Raw genomic sequence first — 24,886 nt, forward strand, 5'->3', positions numbered from 1 at the left:
TGCCTCGCAGCGCTGGATGAACTGCGCGGCTTCAGGCTCGAGCTAAAGCAGAGCACAGGTTGATGCCACGCCATCTACCTGTACGAGCGGCGCAAGCCGCGACCGCGAATCCGCATCAACGTCGCAACCGTCTACTTCCGATAAACCGCCGACGCGTCGCCAAACCCCACAACCAACGCCCCTCAGGTAACCCGCGCCACCAAATGCGTAGGCAAAATCTCCGACTGCGCCGGCTCCCCCTCGATCATCGCCAGAATCTTGCGCGCCAACGACACCCCCGCATCGACGAAGTTCTGATGGATCGAGGTCAACGGCGGCAGATACGTCGCGCCCAACGGCGTGTCGTCGTAACCGATCACCGACACGTCGTCGGGCACGCGCCGGCCGCGTTCGATCAAGGCCCGGATCGCGCCGATCGCCAGCAAGTCGCTGGCCGCGAACAAGGCGTCGAACTGCGGATGTTGATCGAGCAGCGCATGCACCGCCTGCGCGCCCGCGCTGACCGTGAAATTGGCCACGGTCGGGGTCAAGGGCTCGATCCCGTGCGCGGCCAGGGTGCGCTGGAAACCTTCCAGGCGTTCGGCGAATTCGCCGTGCGCGCTGTCGCCCAGGAACACCGGCCGGCGCCGGCCGAGGGCCAGGAAGCGTTCGGCAGCTAACCGGCCGCCGAGATGATTGTCGCTGCCGACCACGATCTGCGATTCGTGCCGGCTCACCGCGCCCCACACCACCATCGGCCGGCCCCAGCGGCGCACCTCGTGCATGGCGTCTTCGTGCGCGCCCTGGCCGAGCAGGATCACCCCATCGGCGGCCTGCACGCTGGGCAGCGCGCCGCCCTGCAGCGAGGTCAGCAGCACGCTGTAGCCGGCCGAGGTCAGCTCCTGGCTGATGCCGCCGAGCAGGTCGAGCGGGTAGGGGCCGGACATCTGCCGCTCGATCGTGGGTTTCATTTCCACCACCACCGCCACGGTCATGCTGCGGCGCAGGCGCAGGTTGCGCGCGCTGATGTTGAACTGATACCCCTCGCGCTCGGCCAGTTCCTTGATCTTGGCCCGGGTTTCCGGGTTGACCAGCGGGCTGTCGCGCAGGGCGCGCGAGACGGTGATCGCCGAAACCCCGGCCAGTTCGGCCAGGTCGGCCATGGTCAGGTGTTCGCCGGCCTTGCGGGCCGGATTGGATGCGCGCGGTCGGCTCATACGGGGTTGATCGTTCCAGGATCGCGATCGAAGACGGGTCGTGCCTATGTACCACGTCGCGCGTCGCGGCTGCGAAAGCGGGCGTACCGCGGGCACGAAACACGCACGCAGTCGCCGAATGCGCTTGCTGCACGCGGCGATTGTCGCGTTCGCGCCGCGGCGCTCGTGCTCAAGGCTTCGGGCGACTGCGATCGGGCAGGGCGCCGGCGCCCGCCGCTTTCGCGACCTGCCGGCGGTAGTAAGCGCGCGAATTGCCGGCCACGACGCTCACCGCATGCACCACGCCGCGGGCGTTGCGATGGAACTCCAACTCGGCGCCTGCGGCCGAGGCGAAGAACCGGGTCGGGCTCAGCGGCAGCAACGGCGAGGCCGACGGACCGTCGGCTACGTCCATGGTGATGGCGCCGTTGGCCACCTTGACCGTGATCGAGTCGACGTCGAACCAGTCGGCGAGCGCGCTGCGGATATCCATGGGAATCGTTGGATCGAGGCGATAGCTGCCGGCGTAATCGGCGTAGACGGGAGCACTCAGGTCCAGCGCGATCGTGCGGATCGGCGGTTTCATGCCATCGCCCAGCGCATCGGAGATCGCGTTGCGGATCTCGCCGCGGATGCGGCCGCCGTTCTCGCCGTTGGTGAGGATGGCGAAGCCGTAGCCGGTTTCCGGATAACCTTCGATCGCGGCGTGATAGCTGTCGTTGTCGCCGTTGTGGAAGAACCTGCGCGCCTTGCCGCTGCCATTGAGCTCCGGTCCCAGGCCGCGCACGCCCGGCGAGACCTCGCTCATCATCTGGGTCGCGATGGCCTGCGGCAGCAAGCCGCCCTGGCCGCGATAGCTGCGGATCAGCGCGCCGACGAACGCGCCCAGATCGTTCGCGCTGGTCCACAGGCCCGAGGCGGCCTGCTCCGGAAAGGTCTGCCAACCGCGCGGAAGGGCGGTGAGCGCGCCGTTGCCGTCGTGGGCCTTGGCGATGTTGCCGCGCGTGGGCGACAGCGGATTCTCGTAGGTGCTGCGGCGCATGCCCACGGGTTCGAACACCTGCGCGCGCGCGACCGCGTCGAGCGGTTGGCCGGTCAGGTCTTCGATGATCTGCTGCTCGAGCATGATGCCGCCGCCGGAGTAATCGCTGCGCGTTCCCGGTTCGTACTGCAGGCGCACCGGATCGTTCTTGGCCGGCGGGGTTCCGTTCAAGGTCTGCACCAGGGTCGGCAGGGTTTCCTGCGGCAGATAATCCTGGAACCCATGCACGCCCAGGCCCGAGGTATGCGACAGCAGCATGCGCATCGTCACCGTCGGGTTCTTGATCGCGGGCGCGTGCGGAATGCGCCAGGATTTCAGATAACCATTGATGTCGCGGTCGAGATCGATGCGTCCCTGCGCGACCAGTTGCAGCGTGGTCGCCGCGGCGATCATCTTGCTGACCGATCCGACCGAGAACAGCGTGTCGGCATCGACCGCGTCGTGGGTGCCGGCTTCGCGCACGCCGTAGCCGGCGGCGTACAGCAGCTTGCCGTCCTTGACGATGGCGATGGCGACGCCGGGGATCTTGTGATGCGCCATGCGCTCCTGCAGTGTCCAGGTCGGTAGGGTCTCGCCGGCCTTGACGATGCTGGGGCGCAGGCCGCGTTCGATCGCGGCTTTCAGCTGGGCCGTGTCGCGATCGGCCGGCGCTTGCGCGTGGGCGGTGGCGCCGAGCAAACCGATCGCCAGCGTGCAGGCGAGCATCATGGATTTCATCGTGGTCATACCCTGTGGCGGTCGTGTGGGTGGGAATGCAGGCAAAGCGGGGCCGGGCGCGAACGGTCATGGCCCGCGCCGGAAATAGTCGAACGGATGCAGCGGAAGCCGCGTTGGTCAGGGATGCCCTGCGACCGCTCCGCGACCGATCAGATAAGCGCGCACAGCCGGATCGCGGGCTTGATTGAGCGGCGAGCGCCAGCGTCCCAGCCAGCCATCGGCGACCATGCCCAGATTGACGTCGGCGCCGCGCGCGACCAGGTACTCGACGGTCGCCAGATGCCCGGCGCGGGCGGCATTGATCAAGGGCGTTTCGTCGTAGGTCACCACCCGGTTGACGTCGGCGCCGGCACGCACCAACCGTTCGACGATCGGCTGCGCGCCGAGCCGCGAGGCGACGATCAAGGGATTACCTTCGCCGAGCGCGGCGCGATTCGGATCGGCGCCCAAGGCCAGCAAGGTGTCGACGGTGCTCAGATTGCGCGCGGTCACGGCCTGGATCAGCGCGGTGCCGTCGCCGAGCACGCGTGCGTCGATGTCGACGCCGCTGCCGGCGAGTTTGCGCACCATGGCGGTATCGCCGGCCTTCGCCGCCGCGAGCAGGGCGACGACCTGAGTGTCGGGTTCGGCGACATGGCGCCCGGCGACATCGAGTCGCGGCGTGTTCGCCAGCGACACGCCTGCGAACACGAGCAGCGCCGATACGCACACAGCGACTGCCGCGAGCCGGCGTCGCGGTACATCGCTCGTGCCGGGTTCGATCAGTCCGTCGATGCGCTGAGCGAGATGGCTGCGGCGTTCGAGCATGCCGACCGCCAGCCAGGTTGGCCGTTCGCCGAGGTCCAGCAAGGTCTCGGCGCTGCTGAGCAGGGAACCGGCGTAATCCACGCGCGCACCGCAACCGCGGGCGGCGCGCGCATCGCAGGCCATCTCGCGCGCCAGGTCCAGGCGCGCATGGATCAGCCGCAGGAACGGACTCCACCAGAACACCGCCAGCACCGCGCGGACCGCCGCGGTCAGCCAAAGGTCGCCGCGGCGGATATGCGCGATTTCGTGGCGCAGGATGTCGCGCAGCGCATCGGTGTCCAACGTGTTCGCCAATGCGCGCGGAAGCAGGATGGTGGGACGCAGCAGGCCGACCACCATCGGCCCGTCGATGGCCGTGGTCGCGATCCGCGCATGGCGCGGCAGTTCTTGCGCAAGCAGCGCTTCTAACTCCGATGCGGGATGCGCCGAGCGACGCAGCCGACGCGCCTGGCGCGCGCCTTCGACCAAACGCATCAGCTGCCACAGCGCGCCGAGCGCCCACGCCAGGGTCAGCACGGTCGCGAACGATTGCGGTATCTCCAGATACAACACGTCCGAGCGTTGCCCCGCTTCGTACACCGCTTCATCGAGCGTCGGGCCTTCGTCCGGTAGCGGCGCCAATTGCTCGGCAGGCGCCGCGAACGCGGGCGAGGGCGGCCCCGGCAGCAGCGCCGCCAACGGCGACAGCGTCGCCAGCGCGAACACCGCCAGCAGCAACCACGAGCGCAATTCGGCGTCGAGCGCGCGCATCCGCATGAACGCCACAGCCAGCGCGAACAACAGCGCGCTTTGCAGTAGATGCTGGGCCGCGAACGCCGGCGCGGCGTCGATCAGGCTTTCGATCACGTGGCTCTCCATCACGCGTCCCCCCGGGCCTTGACCGCGCTGACTTTGTCGCGCAACGTCTTGAGTTCAGCGCGATCGACGTCGTGCCGGTCGAGCAGATGCTGCGCCAGCAGGTTCGGCGAACCGTCGAAGAATTGCAGCAGCAGATGGTCCAGGGCCTGCTTGCGGGCCTGCTCGCGGCTGATCGCGGCGCGGTAGATAAAGGCGCGGCCTTCCTGGCGATGGGTCACGAAGCCTTTCTTGGCCAGGACGTTGAACATCGTCAGCACCGTCGTATAGGCGGTCGGCTTGTGCCGGGACAGTTCGTCGGCGACCTCGCGCACCGAGGCCTCGTCCTTGTCCCACAGCACCTCCAGGATCGCTTGCTCGGACTGGGTGAGCGTGGGCGAGGCGGGTCGGGCCATGGGCGTCTACTGGTTTATTAGTTGACTGATGGGAGCATGGCCTGGATCGGTCTGTCAACTATCGAATTAGTAGTGGTCCCGTCGCCGGCGAAAGGCGCTGCAAAGGCGGCCGACGATCCCTTGGCGCCGCCACCGATCGCGCGTCGCCCGGGCTCGTCGCGGCGCACCGACGGCGAGCTCGGCGCCAGCCCGCTATACTCCCGGGTAAGCGCGGCCAAGAACCGCGCCCGGCCCAGCCGATTCAATCACTTGGCCGCATTACTTGATAACCTGCATAACAACCTACTCACGGCCGCGTCCGCCGCACCCAGAGGCCCCAACGCCGCATGCGTCTGTCCACGATCAAGCTGTCCGGTTTCAAGTCCTTCGTCGATCCGACCACGCTGCACCTGCCCACCAATATGACCGGCGTGGTCGGTCCGAATGGCTGCGGCAAGTCGAACATCATCGACGCGGTGCGCTGGGTGATGGGCGAGAGCTCGGCCAGCCGCCTGCGCGGCGACTCGCTCACCGACGTGATCTTCGCCGGCTCCTCCGCGCGCAAGCCGGTGTCGCAGGCGATGGTCGAACTGATCTTCGACAACTCCGATCACACCATCACCGGCGAGTTCGCCGCGTTCAACGAAATCTCGGTCAAGCGCACGGTCAGCCGCGACGGCACCAGCCAGTACTATCTCAACGGCGGCAAGTGCCGCCGTCGCGACATCACCGACCTGTTCCTCGGCACCGGCCTGGGCCCGCGCAGCTACTCGATCATCGAGCAGGGCATGATCAGCCAGATCATCGAGGCCAAGCCCGAAGATCTGCGCGTGTACCTGGAAGAAGCCGCCGGCATTTCCAAGTACAAGGAACGGCGCAAGGAAACCGAAACCCGCATCCGCCACACCCGCGAAAATCTCGATCGCCTCAACGATCTGCGCGAGGAAGTCGGCAAGCAACTCGAACACCTGCGCCGTCAGGCCCGTCAGGCCGAGCAGTACCAGGCGATCCAGGCCGAGCGCAAGATCAAGGACGTGGAGTGGAAGGCGCTGGAGTACCGCGCCCTCGACCAGAAACTGCAGGTCCAGCGCGAGAAGCTGTCGCAGCAGGAAACCCGTCTGCAGCAGTTGATCGCCGAACAGCGCGAAGCCGAGCGCGAGCTGGAGACCGGACGGGTCAGTCGCGAAGAAGCCGCGGCGAAGCTCAACAAGACCCAGGCCGCCAGCTACGAAGTCGGCGGCGCCCTGGCGCGGATCGAACAGCAGATCCAGCATCAGCGCGAGATGTCGAGCCGCCTGCTCAAGGCGCGCGACGAAGCGATGAATCAATTGGCCGAGATCGGCGAGCACATCGGCAGCGATCAATCGCGCCTGGACGTGCTGCTGGCCGCGGTCGCCGACGCCGAGCCGCGCATCGAGGCGATGCGCGAGGACGACGAAGCGCGTCAGGACGCGCTGCGCGACGCCGAAAACCGGCTCAGCGACTGGCAGCAGCGCTGGGACGCGCACAGCCGCGAGCAATCCGAAGCTGCGCGCGCGGCCGAGGTCGAACGCACCCGCATCGAGGGCCTGGACCGGCAGACGCTCGACGCCGACCGCCGCCGCGAATCGCTGGCCAGCGAACGCGCCGGCCTGGACCTGGGCGCGCTGTCGGAGGCCTTCGAACAATTGCAGGGCCAGCACGACCTGCAAAAAGAATCGCTGGAAAGCCTGACCGACGAACTGGAAATCCGTAAGACCGCGGTCTCGGACCTGCAGGAACAGCAGCGCGCGACCCAGAACCAGCTCGCCGAAGTGCGCAAGCAGGCGCAGACCTCGCGCGGCCGCTTGTCGTCGCTGGAAACCTTGCAGCACGCCGCGCTCGGACAAGAGCAGGGCGCCGCGCTGACGTGGCTCAAGGCGCGCGGCCTGGATTCGGCGCAGCGCGTCGGCGAAACCTTGAGCGTCGAATCGGGCTGGGAAAACGCGGTCGAAAGCGCGCTGGGCCAGTTGATCGAAGGCGTGCTGGTCGAATCACCCGAGACCCTGGTCGATGCGATCGGCGAACTCGGCGAAGGCCGCCTGACCCTGGTCTCGCCCGAGCGCGACGACGCCACTTACGCCGCGACCTCGCTGGCATCGAAGGTGCAGGGCCCGGCCGCGATCCGCCGCCTGCTCGCGCGCCTGCACGGCGCCGACGATCTGGCCGCGGCTCGCGCGTTGCAGCCGTCGCTGGGCGCGGAAGAAACCATCATCACTCGCAATGGCGAGCGCCTTGGCGCCGGTTGGGTACGGGTGCTGCGCTCCGGCGCGGCCAAGCAGGGTGCGCTGCTGCGCGAGCGCGAGATCCAGACCCTGCGGGTCGAGATCGAGGAACTGCTGACCCGCGAGCGCGAACTCGAACAGACCCAGATCCAGTTGCGCGACCGCTCGCTGGCCGGCGAACAGCAGCGCGAAGACGCCCAGCGCGCCTTGTACATGGCCCACCGCAGCGTGTCCGAACTGGCCGGCCAGTTGCAAAGCCACCAGGGCCGCCTGGATTCGGCGCGCAACCGGATCGAGAAGATCGACGCCGACCTGGAGCAGTTGCTGATCGGCCTGGACGCCGGCCGCGAGCAGGCGCGCGAGGCGCGCATGCGCCAGGAAGCCGCGGTCGAACGCATGGGCGAACTGGAAGACTCGCGCTTGCAGCTCGAATCCGAGCGCCGTTCGCTGTCGGAAGCGCGCGACGCCGCGCGCAATGCTGCGCGCGAATCGCGCGATGCCGCGCACGCACTGACCCTGACCCTGGAAACCCAGCGCGCCCAGATCGCCGGCCTTAGCCAGACCCTCGAACGCATGGGCGGCCAACGCGGCCAGCTCGATTCGCGCCTGAGCGAACTGTCGGCCCAACTCAGCGACGGCGACGAACCGGTGGTCGCGCTGGAAGAACAGCGCCAGGTCGCGCTGGAACAGCGCGTGCTCGCCGAGCAGGACCTGACCGCCGCGCGCAGCGCGCTCGATGGCATCGACAACGACCTGCGCAAATTCGAACAGACCCGCCAGCAACGCGACGAACAGGCGCTGCAGCAACGCGAAGCGATCGGTCAGCGCCGTCTGGAGCAGCAGGCGCTGGTGCTCAAGGCCGAGACCCTGACCGAGGCCATCGCCGAGGCCGGCGCGGTGCTGCAGGACGTGGTCAATTCGCTCGACGAAAACGCCGAGCCGCAGACCTGGGAACGCAGCGTCATCGAACTCGACAACAAGCTGCGTCGGCTCGAGCCGGTCAACCTGGCCGCGATCGCCGAGCATGCCGAGGCCGCGCAGCGCAAGGATTACCTCGACGCGCAGTTCCTCGACCTCAACACCGCGCTGGAAACCCTGGAAGAAGCGATCCGCAAGATCGACCGCGAAACCCGCGGCCGCTTCAAGGACACCTTCGACCGGGTCAATTCCGGCGTGCAGGAGTTGTATCCGCGCCTGTTCGGCGGCGGTCACGCCTATCTGGAACTCACCGGCGAAGACCTGCTCGACACCGGCGTGGCGATCATGGCGCGACCGCCCGGCAAGCGCGTATCGAACATCTCGCTGCTGTCCGGCGGCGAGAAGGCGATGACCGCGGTGGCGCTGGTGTTCGCGATCTTCCGTTTGAACCCGGCGCCGTTCTGCCTGCTTGACGAGGTCGACGCGCCGCTCGACGAAGCCAACGTCGGTCGTTTCACCGCGATGGTCAGCGAGATGAGCGAGCAGGTACAGTTCCTGTTCGTGAGCCACAACAAGGCGACGATGGAAGCCGCGCAGCAACTGTCGGGCGTGACCATGCGCGAACCGGGCGTGAGCCGGCTGGTGTCGGTCGACCTGGCCGAGGCGACGCGGTTGGCTGGTGCGGCTTGAGGCCGCACCCGGGATTGGTGATTCGGGATTAGCAAACGCCAAGGCGTAACGAGTCCTTAGCAAATTTTTTCTGAGTTGGTGCAACGTAAGCAGTCGAACGTCGGTGCGTCCGCCGTTGTTACGAATGCCCATCTCTCCATAGTTTTCTGGAATCGGTAGCGGGCAGGGAGTCAATGGTCGGCGTCGCCGCCATGACGAATCCCGAATCCCCAATCCCGAATCCCCGCACCAAAAGGAGCAACGAATGTCCGACGTGACCTTGATGAGGATCGGCATCCTGATCGCCGGCCTGATCCTGATCGGCGCGATCGTATTCTTCGGCCGCCCGCGCAAGCCGGGGCAGGGCAAGCGCGTCGCGCGCGAAGACGCCGCGCGCAGCGCCGAGCCGCGCAAGAGCGGGCCGCGCCAGGAACCGACCCTGGGCGAGCAGATCCAGAGCGAACTCGACCAGACCGGCGCGCCCGGCGAGGCGACCACCCAGGCCGAACTGGAACTGTTCGACAAGACTCTGGAAGGCAACGCGAACGCGGCCAACAGCGAGCTGGGCCGCCGGGTCAGCGAAGAATTCGACAAGATCGTCACCCTGTACCTGGCCGCGCGCGCCGGGCAGAAGCTGCACGGGCCCGACATCGTGGTCGCCGCGGAAAAGGCCGGCCTGGTCTACGGCCACATGGGCGTCTACCACCGCCTGGTCGAAGGCCATCCCGAACGCGGCCCGGTGTTCAGCGTGGCCAACATCATGAAGCCCGGCAGTTTCGACATGGCCACGATCCAGTCGCTGGAAACGCCGGCGATCGCGTTCTTCCTGACTCTGCCCGCGCCGGTGGCGGCGCTGGATGCCTGGGAAACCATGCTACCGACCGCCCAGCGCATGGCCGAACTGCTCGACGCGGTGGTGCTGGACGAACAGCGCAACGCGCTCGGCCGCCAGCGCATCGCCCACCTGCGCGACGAATTGCGCGCCTACGATCGTCAGCGCGAAGCGCCGCCTTTGAGCAAGCCGACGCGTTGGTGAGCGCGGGCAGGTAAGCCGCGAAGCGCGGATCGCATGCGGGAACCGCGCTTTATCCGAGTCTGATCCTCTCCCCAGGTCGAAGCATGGGATCTGATCGCCCCACTGCAGGGGTATTTCGTATCCCGCCTAACCCAAGTTGCTTCCCCCTTTGCGAAAGGGGCTAGGGGCATTCGCTTTAGCTCCCAAGCGCCGCGCGGTCCGCAGCTAAAAGCGAATCCCCGCGCGCCGTTTCACGTTCAGGCCTCAAGCGCCGCAACGCGCCGCCCCCTTTTTCAAAGTGGGCGCGATTGTCTGCCCGAAGTGATCGTCCCGCCGGGGTTGCTTCCCCCTTTGCAAAAGGGGGGGAGTAGGGGGATTCGCTTTTGCTCCTGAGCGCCGCGCTATCCGCAGCTGAAAGCGAATCCCCCGCGCGCCGCTGTATGTTCAGGCCTAAAGCGCCGCAACGCGCCGCCCCCTTTTTCAAAGTGAGCCTGATTCCAGCCACCGATAGCGATAACACCGGCAAGCGTAACCCGCCTGCGGCACTGGTACCCCGCAATAACCGTCTGACGTCCGGTCGCACCCGGCGACACACCCGGCATCCACAATCACGGCCAATCCGTTCAAAATGCATCCGCTCCGCACGAACGGCAGCGCAAGGACAAACCGCCCGTGACGACCCAATCCAAGCAAGACGCCGCCCAGGCGGCCCAACGCGCCGCCGAACTGCGCAGCCAGCTCGACGACGCGAACTACCGTTACTACGTCCTCGACGACCCGACCCTGACCGACGCCGATTACGACCGGCTGCTGCGCGAACTCGAAGCGCTGGAAGCCGCGCATCCCGAGCTGGCCAGCGCCGATTCGCCGACCCAGCGCGTGGGCAACACCCCGTCGGGCACCTTCGCCCAGGTCACCCACGTCGTGCCGATGCTGTCGCTGGGCAATGCCTTCAGCGACGAGGAAGTGACCGACTTCGTGCGCAAGATCGTCGAGCGCCTGGACACCGCCAACCCCGAGTTTTCGGTCGAACCCAAACTCGACGGCCTGGCGATCAGCCTGCGCTACGAGAACGGCCGCTTCGTCCAGGGCGCGACCCGCGGCGACGGCGCCACCGGCGAGGACGTCACCCTCAACCTGCGCACGGTCAAGGCGATTCCTATGAAGCTGCGCGGCAAGGACTGGCCGCCCGTGCTGGAAGTGCGCGGCGAGGTCTACATGCCGCTGGCCGCGTTCAAGACCTACAACGAAAAAGCGCTCAAGGACGGCGGCAAGGTGCTGGCGAATCCGCGCAACGGCGCGGCCGGTTCGCTGCGCCAGCTCGATCCGCGCATCACCGCGCAACGGCCGCTGGCGTTCTATGCCTATGCGGTCGGCGTGGTCGAGGGCTACAGCTTGCCGGCCAGCCATTCCCAGACCTTGAAGAAATTGCGCGACTGGGGTTTCCCGGTCAGCGCCGAGAGCGGCGTGGTCGCCGGCGCCGACGGTTTGCTGGGTTATTACCGGCAGATGGGCGCCAAGCGCGACTCGCTGCCGTTCGATATCGACGGGGTGGTCTACAAGCTCGACGACTACGCCGGCCAGCGCGAAATGGGCTTCGTCTCGCGCGCGCCGCGTTGGGCGATCGCGCACAAGTTCCCGGCGCAGGAACAATCCACCGTGCTGGAAGGCATCGACATCCAGATCGGCCGCACCGGCGCGGCCACCCCGGTCGCGCGGCTCAAGCCGGTGCAGGTCGCCGGCGTGGTGGTGACCAATGCGACCTTGCACAACGCCGACCAGATCGCGCGCCTGGACGTGCGCATCGGCGATACGGTGATCGTGCGTCGCGCCGGCGACGTGATCCCGGAAATCGTGCGGGTCGTACCCGAGTACCGCAATCCGGATGCGCCGCAATGGCAGATGCCGACCGCGTGCCCGGTGTGCGGTTCGGAAATCGTGCGCGAAGAAGGTGAGGCGGCGTGGCGTTGCTCGGGCGAACTGAGCTGCCCGGCGCAGCGCAAGGAAGCCATCCGTCATTTCGCTTCGCGCCGGGCGATGGACATCGAAGGCCTCGGTGATCGCTATATCGAGGACTTGTCCGACCTGGGCTATCTGCAATCGGTCGCCGACCTGTTCAAGCTCAAGCTCGAGGATCTGCTCGAGATGAAACGCCGCGCCGACGAGCGCGACGGCACCACGCCGGAGACGGTCAAGGCCGGCAAGGTCGCGACCAAGTGGGCCGACAACCTGATCGAGGCGATCGATCAAAGCCGCAAGACCACGCTCGAACGTTTCCTGTTCGCGCTCGGCATCCAGCACGTCGGCGAAAACACCTCCAAGGCCTTGTCGGGCTGGCTCGGCGATCTGCAACTGATCCGTCGCCTGCCGTGGCCGGTGTTCAAGCGGCTGCCCGATGTGGGTGGCGAAGTCGCGCGCTCGCTCGGGCATTTCTTCGATCAGCCCGGCAATCAGCAGGTGATCGACGACCTGCTCGAACGCGGCGTGTTGATCGCCGACACCCACTTGCCGTCGCCGAAACTGCGCGAAGGCCTGACCCTGGCGACCTTGCTGGTCGACATGGAAATTCCCAAGGTCACCAAGATCCGCGCCGAGCAACTCGCCACCGCGTTCGCCGATGCCGAAAAATTGCGCGATGCGCCCGAGCACGCCTACATCACCGCCGGTTTGCCGGCCGACAGCGCGCAGGCGCTGACTTCGTGGTTGAGCGTTGAGGAAAACGCGCAGTTGTTGACGCGGGTGGGCGACGCGTTGAAGCAGCTCGATGCGTTGACGCCTGCGGCCTCTGCGTCTTCGGTTGGCGTGCTCGACGGCAAGACCGCGGTGTTGACCGGCAGTCTGGCCGCGTTGACCCGCGATGAAGCCAAAGCCCGTCTGGAAGCGCTCGGCGCGAAGGTTGCCGGCAGCGTGTCGAAGAAGACCAGTTTCGTCGTCGCCGGCACCGAAGCCGGGTCCAAGCTCGACAAGGCGCAGGAACTCGGCATCGAGGTCTGGGACGAGGAACAACTGCTGGCGTTCCTGGCTCAGAACGAATGAACCCTTCAGCCTCGCAGCCGCCGGACTGGCATCCGTCGGCGAGCTTCGAAACGCTGCGCCTGCGGGCGCGGCTCAACGCCACGGTTCGGGCCTACTTCGCCGAACGTGCGGTGATCGAAGTGGAAACTCCGCTGATGTCGGTGGCCGGCAATACCGATCCGAACATCGCCTCGTTCTCGCTGCAGTTCAGCGGCCGCACCGACGGCGCGCCGCGCACGCGCTGGCTGCGCACGTCGCCGGAATTCCCGCTCAAGCGTCTGCTCGCGGCCGGATTCGGCGACTGTTACGAACTCGGTCGAGTGTTCCGCGACGGCGAAGCCGGCGGTCGCCACAACCCCGAATTCACCATGCTCGAGTGGTATCGGGTCGGTTGGGATCATCGTCGTCTGATCGAGGAAGCCGCCGATCTGGTGCGCGCCGCGCTGGCCCTGGTCGGGCGCGATGCGCGTGTGCGCACGGTGGCGTATCGCGATCTGTACCGCGATCGCCTGGGGCTCGATCCGATGTTTGCCGACGAGGAGCAGTTGCGCGCGGCGCTCGGCGAAGTGGTGATCGATCCGCAGGGATTGAACCGCGACGATTGGCTCGATCTGTTGATGACCCATCGCCTGCAGCCGCTTTTTTCCCGCGACGAACTGCTGGCGATCCACGCCTATCCGGCGTCGCAATGCGCGCTGGCCCGAGTGAGCGAGGACGCCGACGGCGTCGCGGTCGCCGAACGTTTCGAGCTGTACCTGGGGCCGCTGGAATTGGCCAACGGTTATCACGAGCTGGCCGATGCGACCGAGCAGGGCGTGCGCTTCGATCGCGATCGCGACCTGCGCGGCCAGCGCGGGGCGGTGTGTCCACCGCGCGACGAGGCCTTGCTTAACGCTTTAGACCGCGGATTTCCCGATTGCGCCGGGGTCGCCTTGGGCATGGATCGGCTATTGATGGCGATGCTCGACAGCGCGCGTATCGCCGACGTCCTGGCCTTCGATTTCACGCGCGCTTGACCGCGATGAACCACGCGCTTCACAAGATCGGCTCACTGCGCGTTTTTGATTGCAAGTTCATCGATCACGGTTAGAGTGCTCGCATCGGGTGCTGGGGGCCATGCATGCGCAGTGTGAAAGCCGCGATCCATCTGTTTGCGTTCACCGCCGCGGCATACGCGACGGGTGTGCGCGCGGAACCGGCCGGCGAACGGATGTTCGGCGGCGACGTGCTGCGTTGCGCATCGCAGGATGAGCAGACGGTGCGTTGCCCGGCCGATACCCGCGGCGGCGTGCGTCTGGTCCGGCGCACCTCCGGTAAGCCCTGTGTCGAAGGCACCAGCTGGGGCGCCGATCGCGGTGGCGTGTGGGTTTCGCAGGGCTGTTCGGCGGACTTCGTGCTCGGGCGTGGCGGCAGCGGCAGCGACAGCAGGACCGGCGCGCGCGTGATCAAGTGTGAGTCGGTCGGTGGGCGCTGGAATCACTGCGCCGCAAAGACCGACGCCGGCGTGGTCCTGGCCCAGCAATTGTCCAAACAACCTTGCCTGCGCAATCAATCCTGGGGCACCGACGGCAACGGCGTGTGGGTCTCCGGTGGTTGCCGCGGCGAGTTCCGCCTGCTCGGCGCCGAGCCGGTCGCGCAGGCGCAGGGCAAATTGCTGCTGTGCGAATCGCGCGATCGCAAGGCCCGTCGTTGCGACGGCGAAACCGGCATGGGCGTGCGCATGGTCAAGCAACTGTCGAACACCGAATGCGTCGAAGGCCGCAGTTGGGGCTACGACGCGCATGGCGTATGGGTCGAGGACGGCTGCCGCGCCGAATTCGAACTCGATTATCGGCGCGGCGGCGGTTGATCGCCGCGCGAGAGCATGCGGCCATGGGCCAGACGTCATGCGACCAACGGCGGAGATCGGCCGCGAAACAAAGCGCAAACTAAGCGTGTCATGAACAAGACCGTTGCATCATCAACGCGATTCGCGAACACGGCGAAATCTTGAGCTGGCGTTAAGCGGCTTCGGCTAGAGTCCTCGACAAATCGACAAGGAGCACAAGCATGTCCGCACGCATTCTTTCCAGTCTGGGTCTGATGGTGGGCTTGGGGTTGTCCGCGGGCGCCGCCCAGGCGGCGCCGCAGTACAACGATTACGGTTCCAACAACGGCGTCATCCGCTGCGAATCCGACAGCGGCCGTCAACGCCGTTGCGATGCCGATACGCGAGGCGGCGTGCAACTGAGCCGGCAACTGTCCAGTTCTTCGTGCATCCAGGGCCGCAGTTGGGGTTACGACCGCAACGGCATCTGGGTGTCGGAAGGTTGCCGCGCCGAATTCGCGCTCGGCCGCGGTGGTGGCTGGAACGGCGGTGGCGGTGGCGGCGGCTGGAACGGCGGCGGCAACGGCGACGTGGTGCGCTGCGAATCCGACGGCGGCCGTCAGCGCAGCTGCAGCATCAGCGGCAACCGCGCGCGTCTGCAGCGTCAGCTGTCCAGCACGACCTGCGTCGAGGGCCAGAACTGGGGTTCGCGTCCGGGCCAGGTGTGGGTGTCCGGCGGTTGCCGCGGTGAGTTCATCGCCACCCGTGGCGGCGGCTGGAACGGCGGCGGCGGCAACAACGGCGGCGGTTGGGGTGGCGGCGGCGGTCAGGAGATTTCCTGCGAATCCAACAACAACCGTCAGAACCGCTGCAACATGAGCGTGCGCCGCGACGTGCGCCTGCTGCGCCAGAGCTCGGGTTCGCCGTGCATCGAAGGCCAGACCTGGGGTTGGGACCGCAACGGCGTGTGGGTGTCGAACGGTTGCCGCGGTCGCTTCCAGGTCAACTGATCGCGTTGCACTGATCGCGCTCGATCCAAGCTGACGCTCGTATCCATCGCCCCGGCCGCAAGGTCGGGGCGATGTCGTTCGTGGCGGCGGCGCGTGCGATGGACCGGGTCGCGATGCGGATGTTTCAGGCCCGACACCTGCATCCGTTAAACTCGACGCCATGAACGACACCATCGATTTCGACCGTTACGACCGCATCCGCCCGATCCGCTGGACCGGGCAGGCCCTGGAGCTGCTGGATCAGCGCAAGCTGCCGTTCGCGGTGGAGTATGTGTCCTGCGAAGACAGCGATGCGGTCGCCGCGGCGATCCATGCGCTGACCGTGCGCGGCGCGCCCGCGATCGGCATCGCCGCGGCCTGGGGCGTGGTGCTGGCGGCCAAGACGATCGAGGCCGATAACGGCGCCACCGCGCTGGAGCGGATCGAACCGGCCATGCAGCGCCTCAACGCGGCCCGACCGACCGCGGTCAACCTGGCCTGGGCACTGGCGCGCATGCGCCGCGTGCTGGCCGCCGCAGGCGCCGACTGGCGCGAAGTTTTGGCGCGCGAAGCGCAGGCGATCGCCGACGAAGACCTTGCCGCGAACCGGCGCATGGGCGCGCTCGGCGCGGCCCTGATCGAACCGGGCAACGGCGTGCTGACTCACTGCAATACCGGTTCACTCGCCACCGCCGGTTTCGGTACCGCGCTCGGCGTGATCCGCGCCGGCGTCGCCCAGGGCCGCATCGCCCAGGTGTATGCCGGCGAGACCCGGCCGTGGCTGCAGGGCGCGCGCCTGACCGTGTGGGAATTGGAGCAGGACGGCATCGCGCCGATCCTGATCGCCGACTCGGCCGCCTCGCATCTGATGAAGACCGGCAAGGTCGGCTGGGTGATCGTCGGCGCCGATCGCATCTGCGCCAACGGCGATACCGCCAACAAGATCGGCACCTACCAACTCGCGATCGCCGCGCGCCACCACGGCGTCAAGTTCATGGTCGCCGCGCCGTCGTCGACGGTCGATATGGACACCGCGTCCGGAGACCTGATCGAGATCGAGGAACGCGACCCGGGCGAGTTGTTCGCGGTCGGCGGTAACCGCACCGCGGCCGAGCGGGTCGGCGCCTGGAACCCGGTGTTCGACGTGACCCCGCACGAGCTGATAGACGCGATCGTGACCGAGCGCGGGGTGATCGAGCGGCCGGATGCGGCGGCGATGACGGTGGCGTTCGGGAGGTGAGGGTTTCGGCGGTTGCCGGCTGAGGGTTCGACCAACACGCCGGTGGCGGTCGCTTCGGCCGACCTGAGGTGACCAAGACCGCGTGAGCGTGACTCGTGTCGGCGCGATTGTGTTTGGTTGGCGTGGTGTCTGCGGACGGCAATACCTTCAGCGCCATTTTTTAAGGCCGTCATTCCCGCGAGGGCTGGCTCTGCTTTATCTCGGCGAAGCCGAACATCCAGAGCCTTTGGCGCCATCCTCCCGGAACGTCATTCCCGCGAAGGCGGGAATCCAGAGACTTCAGCGTCATCTTCCGAGGTCGTCATTCCCGCGAACGCGGGAATCCAGTGACTTCAAGCGTTCTCGCACGAAAGTCGCTGGATTCCCGCGTTCGCGGGAATGACGGCTTGTGAGTGCGCGGCTCTTTTGATTGAGTGCGGCAGTCTCGATTGATTGAGCGCAGCAGTCCCGATTTCGGGCAGGTCTCCTGAGCGCGCAGCCGTCTCGTGCCGGTCCCCGGGGTATATCGCGAAGGCCTGCCAGCAGTGGCGCGCGACGGCCGCCGAAGGCCATTTCACCGCCACCTCCATGGCCCGTCAAAACTCCCGGCGCGGACAACCCCAATCCAACCCCGCGCCCAATGCTGCAATGCAGCTGAAAAACCCCGCCAAGTGCTTGTTTCTGCGTGAGAATCAGGCTCCCGTGAAACCGCGTTTTGTGATATGATTTCCTGTCGTTTTGATGCCGCCCCGAGCGAGCTGCAGGACAGGCCCGCAGGGACCCTGTTTTCAGCCATATCCGCGGCGTTCCGTAAGGGACGCCGACGCCGTTCGCCCGGGTTGTTCGACTCACCGCCCGCAACGGAACCCTGATGGCCGAACTCGCCAAGGAAATCATCCAGGTCAATCTCGAAGACGAGATGCGCCGCAGCTACCTCGATTACGCCATGAGCGTGATCGTCGGACGCGCGCTTCCCGACGTCCGAGACGGCCTCAAGCCTGTGCATCGCCGCGTCCTGTACGCCATGAGCGAGCTGGGCGCCCACAGCAACAAGCCGCATTTCAAGTCGGCGCGTATCGTCGGCGACGTGATCGGTAAGTACCACCCGCACGGCGATCAGTCGGTCTACGACACGCTGGTGCGCATGGCGCAACCGTTCTCGCTGCGCTACATGCTGGTCGACGGGCAGGGCAACTTCGGTTCGGTCGACGGCGACTCCGCCGCGGCGATGCGTTACACCGAGTCGCGCATGGCCAAGCTCACTCACGAGCTGATGGCCGATATCGACAAGGAAACCGTCGATTTCCAGCCCAATTACGACGAAAAGGAACTCGAACCCACGGTCATGCCGACCCGGGTGCCGAACCTGCTCATCAACGGCTCGGCCGGTATCGCCGTGGGCATGGCGACCAACATCCCGCCGCACAATCTGTCGGAAGTGATCAACGCGACCATCGCCTTGATCAACGCGCCGGAGCTCGACGTCGATGCGCTGATGGAATACATCCCCGGTCCGGACTTTCCGACCGCGGGCATCATCAACGGCACCGCCGGCATCATCAACGCCTATCGCACCGGCCGCGGCCGGGTGCGCATGCGCGCGCGCGCCGAGATCGAGGTTAATCAGGACACCGGCCGCGAAGCGATCGCGGTCACCGAGATTCCGTACCAGGTCAACAAGGCGCGTCTGATCGAGAAGATCGCCGAGCTGGTCAAGGAAAAGCGCCTGGAAGGCATCAGCGAGCTGCGCGATGAGTCCGACAAGGACGGCATGCGCATCTTCATCGAGGTCAAGCGCGGCGAATCGGCCGAGGTGGTGCTCAACAACCTCTATCAGCAGACCCAGATGGAGTCGGTGTTCGGCATCAACATGGTGGCGCTGGTCGACGGCCGCCCGCAGTTGCTGAACCTTAAGCAGATCCTCGAAGCCTTCATCCGTCACCGCCGCGAAGTGGTGACCCGCCGCACCATCTTCGAACTGCGCAAGGCGCGTCAGCGCGCGCATATCCTCGAAGGTCTGACGGTCGCGCTCGCCAACATCGACGAGATGATCGAGCTGATCAAGACCTCGGCCAACCCCAACGAAGCGCGCGAGCGCATGTTGGAGAAGACCTGGGAACCGGGTCTGGTCGGCGCGCTGCTGGCCGCGGCCGGTTCCGAGGCCTCGCGTCCGGAGGACCTGGCGGCCGAGTTCGGCCTGCACGACGGCCGGTATCAGCTGACCGAGACGCAGGCCACGCAGATCCTGGAAATGCGCCTGCACCGCCTGACCGGGTTGGAGCAGGAAAAGCTCACCGACGAATACAAGGTGCTGCTGGAGGCCATCCGCGGCCTGATCGAGATTCTCGAGAATCCCGACGTCCTGCTTGAGGTGATCCGCACCGAACTGCTTAATCTGAAGGAAGAGTTCGGCGACGCGCGCCGCAGCGAAATCCGCGCGAGCGAAGAAGATCTCGACATCCTTGACCTGATCGCGCCGGAAGACGTGGTGGTGACCCTGTCGCATTCGGGTTACGCCAAGCGTCAGCCGGTCAGCGCCTATCGCGCGCAGAAGCGCGGCGGCAAGGGCCGCAACGCGGCGATGACCAAGGACGAGGATTTCATCGACAAGCTGTGGCTGGTCAACACCCACGACACGCTGCTGACGTTCACCAGCACCGGCCGGGTGTTCTGGCTGCCTGTGCATCAGCTGCCCGACGCCGGTCCGAACGCGCGCGGCCGTCCGATCATCAACTGGCTGGCGCTGGAAGCCGGCGAGCAGGTGCAGGCGGTGCTGCCGGTGCGTTCGTACGACGACAGCCACTTCGTGTTCTTCGCCACCCGCAACGGCATGGTCAAGAAGACTCCGCTGACCGAGTTCGCCTACCGTCTGGCGCGCGGCAAGATCGCGATCAATCTCGACGACGGCGATGCCCTGGTCGATGTGGCGCTGACCAACGGCCAGCGCGAAGTGATGCTGTTCGCGAGCAACGGCAAGGCCGTGCGTTTCGCCGAGAGCGGTCGCGAGGACGATGCCGACGCGGCCGAGGAATCGGCCGAGATCGATGGCGCCGAAGACAACGGCGAAGACGGCATCGAAACCGAGGCCGGCGTTGAAGCCGTGGCCGAAGCCGAGGGCGCCGACCGGTCGCGTCGTGGCAAGGGCGGCGTGCGTTCCACCGGCCGCAACAGCCGTGGCGTGCGCGGCATCAAGCTGGCGAAGGGCGAGTTGGTCGTGAGCATGATCGTGATCGACGGCGATGGCGACATCCTCACCGCCAGTCAGCGCGGTTACGGCAAGCGCACGCCGGTCGACGAGTACCCGTGCAAGGGTCGTGGAACCCAGGGCGTGATCGCGCTGAAGACCACCGAGCGTAACGGCGCGCTGGTCGGCGCGATCCAGCTCAGCGATCACCACGAAGTGCTGATGATTTCCGACGGCGGGACCCTGGTGCGTACGCGCGCGGCGGAAATCTCCCAGGTCGGCCGCAATACCCAGGGCGTGACCTTGATGCGTCTGGCCGAGGACGAGACCCTGCAGACCATCGAGCGCGTGGACGCGTCGCTGGACGAGGTCGAGGACGGCATCGAAGGCGAGGTGCCGGTCGCGCCGGTGGCCGATGCCGGCGATCCGGTGGAAACACCGTCGCCGGACGCCTGATCGCCGTTTGAATGAGCCTTGAGAAAACGCCGCCTTCGGGCGGCGTTTTCTTTTGCGGTCGCGTTCAAGCGGCGCGCCGTTCGACTCGGCCGCTACGAGGCGGGGCGGGCAGTTCGGCCGGAACCGATCACAGGTCCACCGGTTGCCGGGTCTGCAGAGATTCGCGCAAGGCGATCGCGATGCGGGTGGCTTCGGCCGCGTCCTCGAGGTCGAGGTCGAAAGGCCGATCGTCGAGCACCGCATCGACGAAATGCGAGCACTGGCTCAGGAAGGCGTCGCCGAACCGTTCGAAGAAGTTCGCCGTCGACAGGCTGCGCACGCCGTGCGCGTCGGCGATCTCGAGCCGGTCCAGGCGCGGATTGCGGCCGATGCTGAGCTTGCCGGCGGTGCCGACCACGTCGGTGCAGGTTTCGTGACCGTGGGCCTGGGTGCGCGAGGCGTAGAACATGGCCATGCAGCCGTTGTCGAACTCGCACACGGCCACGCCGTTGTCGATGTCGCCGATGCCTTGCAGGTCCGGATACGCGGCGATCGTGCCCATCGCGTAAACCCGCCGCGCCTTGGGCCGGCCTAGCAGCCAGCGCGCCAGGTCGACGTCGTGCACGCTGCAATCGAGGAACAGGCCGCCGCTGGTCGGCGCGAATTTGACGAAGGCGCCCGTGGGATCGAACAGATCGGCGGTCTGCGAGTAGATCAGGAAGGGTTTGCCGATCGCGCCGTCGTCGATGCGGGTCTTGGCCTGGCGGTAACTGGCGTCGAAGTGACGGACGAATCCGACCATCGCGCGCAATCCCGGATGGCGCCGCGCGTGTTCGACCGTGCGCCGGCATTCGTCCATCCGCAGCGACAGCGGCTTCTCGCAGAACACGTGTTTGCCCGCGTCCAGCGCTTGTTCGATCTGTTGCGGATGCAGTGAGGTCGGGGTGATCAGGAACACCGCGTCCAGTTCCGGATCGGCCAGCATCGCGGCGTAGTCGGCATAGGCGCGCTGCACGCCCAGATGCTCGCGCGCCCAGTCGATTTCGTCCGCGATCGGACTGCAGACCGCGTCCAGGCGCGCCCTGGGCACGTGTCTGGCGAGATTCTCGGCATAGCGCCGGCCCAGACGGCCGAGCCCGGCGACCCCGATTTTCAGCAACTTCTGACTCATGACTACCTCGGTTGGCGCGCTGTCGGATGAGCGCGGCGGCGATGCGCGCAATCGGGCCGCCGTCGTGTTCAGATCGAGCAGTCCAGGACCCGGCCTTCGCGCCATGAGCGCGTGGCCAGTTCGGCCAGTTCCAGCGCCTTGATCCCGTCGTCGATGTTCGGATGCAGCGGCGTGCCGTGGCTCAAGCCATCGAAGAAATGCTCGATTTCCAGCGCGTACGCCGTGCGATAGCGCTCCAGGAAAAACGCCTCGGGGGTGTCCTGGCTGATCGCCTGCGCGCTCCACGCGACCACTTCGGTCGGGCGCTGATTGCCGGCCTGCAGCAGGCCGCGGCTGCCGAGCACTTCGAAGCGCTGGTCGTAACCATAAGCCGCGCGACGCGAGGTATTGATCTGGCACAGCGCGCCGTCGCGCGTGCGCAAGGTGACCGCGGCGGTGGTGAGATCGCCGGCGGCGGCGATGTCGGCGAACTCCGGCGCCGCGCCGGTCGCGTAGACGCTGACCGCTTCGGCGCCGAGGATCCAGCGAAAGATGTCGAAGTCGTGGATCAGCATGTCCTTGAACACGCCGCCGGAGCGGGCGATGTAGTCCAGCGGCGGCGGGCCGGGGTCGCGGCTGGTGATCAGCAACACTTCCGGCGTGCCGATCTCGCCGGCGTCCAGGCGCTGCTTGAGCGCGCGGAAGGTCGGATCGAAACGGCGCTGGAAACCGATCATGCAGGCCACGCCGGTGCGCGCGATCGTGTCGGCGCAGGCGCGCGCGCGGCCGACGTCCAGATCGACCGGCTTCTCGCAGAAGATCGCCTTGCCGGCGAGCGCCGAGCGCTGGATCAGATCGGCGTGAGTGTCGGTACTCGAACCGATCACCACCGCGGCCACGGCCGGATCGGCCAGGGCCTGCTCGGCGGTGGCGACGCGCGCGCCATGCGCGTGCGCCAGCTCGGTCGCGGCCGCTTCGTGCACGTCGACGACATAGCGCAGGCGCGCCCTCGGGTGACGGGCCAGATTGGACGCGTGGATCTTGCCGATGCGTCCGGCGCCGAACAAAGCCACTTCAATCATCGTATTCCCCGGGACGGTTGGTTTCTTCGACCTTGAGTTCGAGCTCGTAGGTCAGGGCGACGAACAAGGCCTGGCACAGGCAGATCGTGCTGGTCAGCGCGCGGAACGCGAACGCGCTGCCTTCCTGCACCTTGAGCAGCACGTCGGCGTAGTTGGCCAGCGGCCCGAGTTCGCTTTCGGTGACCGCCAGCACCTTGGCGTGGCGCTCGCGCGCCACCCGCGCGCAGAACAGGGTTTCCTTGCCGTAGGGCGGAAAGCTGATCGCGATCAGCACGTCGTTCTTGCCGATGCTGCGGATCTGTTCGCGATGCATGCCGCCCAGGCCGGTGATCAGGTGCACGCGCTTGTTGGTGTGCTGCAGGGCGTAGGCGATGTAGCTGGCGATGCTGAAACTGCGGCGCACCGCGACCACGTAGATGTTCTCGGCCTTGACCAGCAGGTCGACCGCGCTTTGGAAGCGTTCGGCGTCGAATTCGGCAGCGAGTTCGTCCAGGCCCAGGCGGCTGGCGTCGATGAAACGCAATGCCATCTGCGCGCTGGTCATGCGCCCGCCGTCGTCCTCGATCACCCGGCGGATGCGTTGCTGATAGCTGCGCGCCGGCGCGACCTGCTCGGTGTAGGCGTTGCGGAACAGCGCCTGCATCTCGGTGAAGCCGGAAAAGCCGAAGCGCTGGGCGAAACGCACCACCGCCGAGCTGTGCACGCCGCTGCCCTCGGCGATTTCGTTGATGCGCTGGACCATCAGGTTGGCGCGTTGCTGTTCGATGTAGCGGGCCACGCTCTGCAACTGGCGCGGCAGGTTGTCGAACTCGGCGGCGATGCCTTGCATCAGCTCATCGACTCCCTGGTAGGTGGACATGCGGGCTCCTGGAGTGGTGTGGGTGTCTTTATGCCTGAAATGGAATTTAAATTCCAGTTTTAAAAATGTTGCACTGCGGGTTGCAAAACCGAATTCCTTGCCCCTATGCTCGGCCCCCATCGAGTCGTTGCCGCCGTTCCGCGGTCGCAGCGGCGGTCCGTAGCCGGCCCGGCCGGCCCATAGGGGAGTGGGGTGTATGCAGGTTGTAGCGGCATTTGTGAACGGGCGATTCGGCCTGCGCTCGGCTTCGATCGCATTGGCGCTGGCGCTCAGCGCGTGCTCGGGCGGCGGCGACGCGCCGTCCGCGGCGGCCCCCGCCGGCGGCGGCCCGGCCAGCGGCAACGGCAACGAACGCTACGTGCTGGTCAGCCATGCGCCGGATTCGGATTCGTGGTGGAACACGATCAAGAACTCGGTCGTCGATGCCGGCGAGGATTTCGGCGTGGCGGTGGACTACCGCAATCCGCCCAACGGCGACCTGGCCGACATGGCGCGGCTGATCGAGCAGTCGGCCGCGCGCAATTACGCCGGCGTGGCCACCTCGATCGCCGATTTCAGTGTGCTGTCCAAGGCCGCCTCGCGCGTCACCGGCAAGGGCATTGCCCTGGTCACGATCAATTCCGGCACGCGCGAACAGAGCAGGCAGCTCGACGCGATCATGCACATCGGCCAGCCCGAGTACGACGCCGGCAAGGCCGCCGGCGAACGCGCCAAGGCCGCCGGGGTGACCTCGTTCCTGTGCGTGAACCACTACGCGACCAATCTGGCCTCGGTGGAGCGCTGCAAGGGCTTCGCCGACGCGCTCGGCGCCGACCTGCGCGCTTCGATGCTCGACACCGGCGTGGATCCCACCGTGGTTTCGAGCAAGGTCGGCGCCTACCTGCGCAACAACCCCAAGACCGGCGCGGTGCTCGCGCTGGGCCCGAACTCGGCCGAACCGACCCTGCAGGTGCTCAAGCAGATGGGCCTGGCCGGCAAGATCTTCTTCGCCACATTCGATCTGTCGCCGACCATCGTGCAGGGCATCGAGGACGGCGAACTGAATTTCGCCATCGACCAGCAGCCGTATCTGCAGGGCTATCTGGCGATCGCCGCGCTGAAGATCGCCCACGACGAAGGCAGCCGCGATCCGGCCGTGATCGTCGCCAAGCTGCGCGTCCATCCCAAGATCCAGGCGCGGCTGAAGCAGTACGCGCTGGAGCCCGTATACACCGCCGACGGCGTCAGTTCCGGCCCCGGCTTCGTCACCCGCGAGCGGCTCGATGTGATCAAGAAGTACGCGGGCCAATACCGCTGAGAACCTATCGCTGAGTTCATGGCGCTGAATAGCT

General features: G+C 66.7%; 16 protein-coding genes. 9 read left to right on the forward strand and 7 right to left on the reverse strand.

Annotation, left to right across the window (positions count from 1 at the left end):
- Positions 1-182: 182 nt before the first annotated feature.
- The 4 genes from ASD86_RS18095 to ASD86_RS18110 all read right to left on the reverse strand — a co-directional run bounded on the left by ASD86_RS18095 (position 183) and on the right by ASD86_RS18110 (position 4,991).
- A complete protein-coding gene (locus ASD86_RS18095) occupies positions 183-1,196 on the reverse strand; it encodes a LacI family DNA-binding transcriptional regulator (RefSeq protein ID WP_056113779.1) in 1,014 nt (337 codons plus the stop codon).
- Between the two features lie 169 nt (positions 1,197-1,365).
- Positions 1,366-2,934: a serine hydrolase gene (locus tag ASD86_RS18100; RefSeq protein ID WP_056115116.1), complete on the reverse strand. Its 1,569-nt coding sequence runs from the start codon at positions 2,932-2,934 to the stop codon at positions 1,366-1,368.
- A gap of 117 nt (positions 2,935-3,051) precedes the next feature.
- Entirely contained in the window at positions 3,052-4,587 is a 1,536-nt protein-coding gene (locus ASD86_RS18105) for a M56 family metallopeptidase (RefSeq protein ID WP_162253693.1), read from the reverse strand.
- 11 nt (positions 4,588-4,598) lie between these two features.
- The gene (locus ASD86_RS18110; protein ID WP_056113785.1) at positions 4,599-4,991 is read right to left on the reverse strand and encodes a BlaI/MecI/CopY family transcriptional regulator; all 393 of its coding nucleotides are present in this window, start codon (positions 4,989-4,991) and stop codon (positions 4,599-4,601) included.
- A gap of 326 nt (positions 4,992-5,317) precedes the next feature.
- Between ASD86_RS18110 and smc the strand changes: the two genes are divergently transcribed.
- From smc to gyrA, 8 genes are all read left to right on the forward strand, one after another.
- Entirely contained in the window at positions 5,318-8,821 is a 3,504-nt protein-coding gene (smc, locus tag ASD86_RS18115; RefSeq protein ID WP_056113788.1) for a chromosome segregation protein SMC, read from the forward strand.
- Between the two features lie 244 nt (positions 8,822-9,065).
- Positions 9,066-9,836: a cell division protein ZipA gene (gene zipA / locus ASD86_RS18120; protein WP_056113789.1), complete on the forward strand. Its 771-nt coding sequence runs from the start codon at positions 9,066-9,068 to the stop codon at positions 9,834-9,836.
- Between the two features lie 651 nt (positions 9,837-10,487).
- Positions 10,488-12,851, forward strand: coding sequence for an NAD-dependent DNA ligase LigA (ligA, locus tag ASD86_RS18125; protein ID WP_056113792.1), 2,364 nt, complete (start codon positions 10,488-10,490; stop codon positions 12,849-12,851).
- The gene (gene epmA, locus ASD86_RS18130; RefSeq protein WP_056113795.1) at positions 12,848-13,846 is read left to right on the forward strand and encodes an EF-P lysine aminoacylase EpmA; all 999 of its coding nucleotides are present in this window, start codon (positions 12,848-12,850) and stop codon (positions 13,844-13,846) included. Before ligA ends, epmA begins: the two co-directional genes overlap by 4 nt.
- Before the next feature lie 104 nt (positions 13,847-13,950).
- Positions 13,951-14,679 carry a DUF3011 domain-containing protein gene (locus ASD86_RS18135; RefSeq protein ID WP_056113797.1) on the forward strand — a complete coding sequence of 243 codons (729 nt, stop codon included), beginning with the start codon at positions 13,951-13,953 and terminating at the stop codon, positions 14,677-14,679.
- 200 nt (positions 14,680-14,879) lie between these two features.
- The gene (locus ASD86_RS18140) at positions 14,880-15,647 is read left to right on the forward strand and encodes a DUF3011 domain-containing protein (RefSeq protein ID WP_056113801.1); all 768 of its coding nucleotides are present in this window, start codon (positions 14,880-14,882) and stop codon (positions 15,645-15,647) included.
- A gap of 160 nt (positions 15,648-15,807) precedes the next feature.
- The gene (gene mtnA, locus ASD86_RS18145; protein ID WP_056113806.1) at positions 15,808-16,866 is read left to right on the forward strand and encodes an S-methyl-5-thioribose-1-phosphate isomerase; all 1,059 of its coding nucleotides are present in this window, start codon (positions 15,808-15,810) and stop codon (positions 16,864-16,866) included.
- Positions 16,867-17,716: 850 nt separating this feature from the next.
- Positions 17,717-20,485: a DNA gyrase subunit A gene (gyrA, locus tag ASD86_RS18150; protein WP_056113808.1), complete on the forward strand. Its 2,769-nt coding sequence runs from the start codon at positions 17,717-17,719 to the stop codon at positions 20,483-20,485.
- Between the two features lie 127 nt (positions 20,486-20,612).
- On the opposite strand, the gene ASD86_RS18155 is transcribed toward gyrA, so the two are convergent.
- The 3 genes from ASD86_RS18155 to ASD86_RS18165 all read right to left on the reverse strand — a co-directional run bounded on the left by ASD86_RS18155 (position 20,613) and on the right by ASD86_RS18165 (position 23,555).
- Positions 20,613-21,635, reverse strand: coding sequence for a Gfo/Idh/MocA family oxidoreductase (locus ASD86_RS18155; RefSeq protein ID WP_056113811.1), 1,023 nt, complete (start codon positions 21,633-21,635; stop codon positions 20,613-20,615).
- A gap of 68 nt (positions 21,636-21,703) precedes the next feature.
- Positions 21,704-22,696, reverse strand: coding sequence for an inositol 2-dehydrogenase (gene iolG / locus ASD86_RS18160; protein ID WP_056113814.1), 993 nt, complete (start codon positions 22,694-22,696; stop codon positions 21,704-21,706).
- Positions 22,689-23,555 carry a MurR/RpiR family transcriptional regulator gene (locus ASD86_RS18165; RefSeq protein WP_036104288.1) on the reverse strand — a complete coding sequence of 289 codons (867 nt, stop codon included), beginning with the start codon at positions 23,553-23,555 and terminating at the stop codon, positions 22,689-22,691. Before ASD86_RS18165 ends, iolG begins: the two co-directional genes overlap by 8 nt.
- Positions 23,556-23,772: 217 nt before the next feature.
- Here ASD86_RS18165 and ASD86_RS18170 point away from each other — a divergent pair, with 217 nt between their 5' ends.
- Entirely contained in the window at positions 23,773-24,852 is a 1,080-nt protein-coding gene (locus ASD86_RS18170) for a sugar ABC transporter substrate-binding protein (protein WP_200957262.1), read from the forward strand.
- Positions 24,853-24,886 lie beyond the last annotated feature (34 nt).

The organism is Lysobacter sp. Root690 (genome assembly GCF_001427785.1).
Classification (GTDB): domain Bacteria; phylum Pseudomonadota; class Gammaproteobacteria; order Xanthomonadales; family Xanthomonadaceae; genus Lysobacter.

Coding starts and splice junctions, on each gene's coding strand:
- ASD86_RS18100 (WP_056115116.1), bottom strand. CDS start 2,934: ATGAAATCCATGATGCTCGCCTGCACGCTGGCGATCGGTTTGCTCGGC.
- ASD86_RS18165 (WP_036104288.1), bottom strand. CDS start 23,555: ATGTCCACCTACCAGGGAGTCGATGAGCTGATGCAAGGCATCGCCGCC.
- smc (WP_056113788.1), top strand. CDS start 5,318: ATGCGTCTGTCCACGATCAAGCTGTCCGGTTTCAAGTCCTTCGTCGAT.
- mtnA (WP_056113806.1), top strand. CDS start 15,808: ATGAACGACACCATCGATTTCGACCGTTACGACCGCATCCGCCCGATC.
- ASD86_RS18135 (WP_056113797.1), top strand. CDS start 13,951: ATGCGCAGTGTGAAAGCCGCGATCCATCTGTTTGCGTTCACCGCCGCG.
- ASD86_RS18110 (WP_056113785.1), bottom strand. CDS start 4,991: ATGGCCCGACCCGCCTCGCCCACGCTCACCCAGTCCGAGCAAGCGATC.
- gyrA (WP_056113808.1), top strand. CDS start 17,717: ATGGCCGAACTCGCCAAGGAAATCATCCAGGTCAATCTCGAAGACGAG.
- ASD86_RS18095 (WP_056113779.1), bottom strand. CDS start 1,196: ATGAGCCGACCGCGCGCATCCAATCCGGCCCGCAAGGCCGGCGAACAC.
- epmA (WP_056113795.1), top strand. CDS start 12,848: ATGAACCCTTCAGCCTCGCAGCCGCCGGACTGGCATCCGTCGGCGAGC.
- iolG (WP_056113814.1), bottom strand. CDS start 22,696: ATGATTGAAGTGGCTTTGTTCGGCGCCGGACGCATCGGCAAGATCCAC.
- ASD86_RS18155 (WP_056113811.1), bottom strand. CDS start 21,635: ATGAGTCAGAAGTTGCTGAAAATCGGGGTCGCCGGGCTCGGCCGTCTG.
- zipA (WP_056113789.1), top strand. CDS start 9,066: ATGTCCGACGTGACCTTGATGAGGATCGGCATCCTGATCGCCGGCCTG.
- ASD86_RS18140 (WP_056113801.1), top strand. CDS start 14,880: ATGTCCGCACGCATTCTTTCCAGTCTGGGTCTGATGGTGGGCTTGGGG.